Origin of the sequence: Faecalicatena contorta, assembly GCF_021531995.1 — a bacterium.
GTDB classification, from domain to species: domain Bacteria; phylum Bacillota; class Clostridia; order Lachnospirales; family Lachnospiraceae; genus Dorea_A; species Dorea_A contorta_A.
In genome coordinates, this window is the sequence record NZ_JAFBIZ010000207.1 from 1 (window position 1) to 2,461 (window position 2,461).

Here is a 2,461-nt window from a genome sequence, read left to right on the forward strand (position 1 = left end):
GCAAAATACTTATAATATTTCCTCTGTAATTGTGGTATCTTCCAATCATGACCTGTAACTATTTTCCTACATGAAGAACTTCCACAGTTACATTTAAAACTGTAATCTTCATCATCAATAAAAGCGTAGTCACATGTCAATTCTTCATTTGGAGAAATATCTCTTATTGCTATAAAGGTTATTTCACCTCTTAAACCACAATTAGGTTCACAAGAATGATTATTAAACAATTTAATCTGCTCTTCTTCATCCGGTGAACATGCTGCAATAAAAAAATTGTCTGCAATTGGCAAATAACTATTTATCTTTTCTGATGTAAATAATTCTTCTCTCGATAAAATGTGCCCACCTTTAATAAACACTATTTCATCCTTCTTTATGTGCTGTTTCGCAAACATTCCTTTACCGTGAATAACACTATCACGAAGTTCAATCTTTCCTGACACATAAGATTTCATAGTTTATCCACCTCTCATTTCTTAACAGCCTTTTGAGCTTCCTCATATTCATATTTCGCAATATCATCAACACATAAATATCCTCCATCAACAAAAAGTGTCTGTGCATTTACAAAACTTGCTTCATCGGAAAGTAAAAAAGCCACCACATTTGCTACTTCTTCTGCTCGTCCCAATCTTCCTAACGGTGTAATATTCATTGATACTTCAAACGGGCCATCAGTATCCATTTCTCCGCCAATCCATCCTGCTGCCACTGCATTTACACGAATACTTTCTTTCCCCCAATTGCATGCTAAAGATTTAATTGCATTATGCATTGCAGCTTTAGATGCAGCATAAGAGATACCACCATAGGAACCTCTCTCTGATTCCGTACTTGTTACAATTACTACCGATGATTCTTTTTTCATTTTTTTCTTTAATTCAATTGTCATTAGTAATGGCATATGATAATTCGCAAAGAAAACCTTTTCTGCATTCAAATAATCAAAGTCATTTATATCATCCATTTCAAAAATGAAATGAGCATTTACAAAACCATCGATCTCATCTTTAATACTATGAATGCCTGCCATGACACACTCTCTATCATAAGCATCTATTGCAATCAAACTCAAAGAATTTTCAGAAAATTCTTTTTTCAACTCCTGTGCCCTCACACTATCCTCAGGAAAATAAAGACCGATTACTTTTACTCCCTGACTTACCAACTTGCGCATCGTCTCCTCACCAAATCCTGCACATGCTGCTCCATTAACCACAACTGTTTTACTCATATTGCTACCATCCTTTCTTTATGGGTGCATAAATTTATATGGAGTTTTTGAAAATCCCACTTCTCTTGCTATCTTTCTAATTGCAACGCAATGCGAAATTTTTTGACCGTATAAGTCTCCCGTTTCGTTTACAACCTCCCCCAAACAATATCCACCACAATGTTCAGCTACAGAACAGTTCTTGCAGTGTTCCATATTGCTTGTCTTTCGTTTTTTTAGTGCCTCTATCCTTTCTGGATAAAGAACAATCTTTTTATCTCTTTCTTCCCATTTTCCAATAACGAACATTTCCATATGATGCGCATTCTCTCCAAAAGTTACCATATCACATGCTGATATGTAGCCATCAGGAGTAAGATGGGGAACAGAAGTACATGCTCTACAATGATATTCCGAAGAACCATCAAAATTGCATGCCAAAAAGCTCCCATAAAACGCACCTTTTTCTTTTGCATAATAGTATGCATCAATATATTTCTCAGCATATTCATTCATATCCAAAAGTTTATTATCTTTTCTATTTTCATCTTTACATACAGGGATATCTGTTACCTCTGGAAAAAGAGGATCTGTCCACATGTATGTAATTCCTAAACCCAAGAAATAATCTATCATTTCTTTTTGTCTATTGATATTTTTTTCTGAAATCGTTATTCTTACACCAATTATTCCTCCTTCCTTCTTTTTATTAGCAAGTAAGTACTTTACATTTTCTTCAATAACCCCTGCTGAAGGTTTCTTTTGGGGAAATGGGCGATTTGCATTCTGAATATCCGGCGGTCCATCGAATGATACCCAAACAATATCTACATTTTGGACTATCCACTCCCTAGCTGACTTTCCAAATGCTCCATTTGTTTGCAATTCAACACTCAGATTATCCCCTGCCAATTCATATGCATACTCTGTAATATCCTTCATTAGCTGAATCTTTTGAGTAGGCTCACCTGGTCCGTAAAATCTGATGTGTCTGCTTGGATTAGTCTTAAAAAATAATTCCAATCCTTTTTTCGCAAACTCTAAAGACAAAGTTTTCGTTTCCTGTTTCTCTCTTTCATTGCAGTTGTAACAATACACACATCGCAAATTGCAATCCGTTGTCAAAAAGAAAGAAATCATCTGCTTATTAACATGTGACATGATATCCCCTCCTTTTCTTTATATCTTGCTTTGAGATTAACATATTTATCCAATCAAGTCAATGTTGTATTCCTGTTTTTATAC

Annotated in this window: 3 protein-coding genes; all 3 read right to left on the reverse strand. The window is 34.9% G+C overall.

Going from position 1 to position 2,461, the window contains the following annotated elements; translation table 11 throughout:
• The coding region (locus JQM82_RS15210) for an SET domain-containing protein (protein WP_235251249.1) at positions 1-458 on the reverse strand (458 nt) is incomplete at its 3' end.
• Positions 459-472: 14 nt separating this feature from the next.
• On the reverse strand, positions 473-1,237 hold the full coding sequence (locus JQM82_RS15215) for an SDR family NAD(P)-dependent oxidoreductase (RefSeq protein WP_235251251.1): 765 nt from the start codon (positions 1,235-1,237) through the stop codon (positions 473-475).
• An 18-nt stretch (positions 1,238-1,255) separates the two neighbouring features.
• Positions 1,256-2,377 carry a radical SAM/SPASM domain-containing protein gene (locus JQM82_RS15220; protein ID WP_235251252.1) on the reverse strand — a complete coding sequence of 374 codons (1,122 nt, stop codon included), beginning with the start codon at positions 2,375-2,377 and terminating at the stop codon, positions 1,256-1,258.
• Positions 2,378-2,461: the final 84 nt, after the last annotated feature.

Coding starts and splice junctions, on each gene's coding strand:
- JQM82_RS15220 (WP_235251252.1), bottom strand. CDS start 2,377: ATGTCACATGTTAATAAGCAGATGATTTCTTTCTTTTTGACAACGGAT.
- JQM82_RS15215 (WP_235251251.1), bottom strand. CDS start 1,237: ATGAGTAAAACAGTTGTGGTTAATGGAGCAGCATGTGCAGGATTTGGT.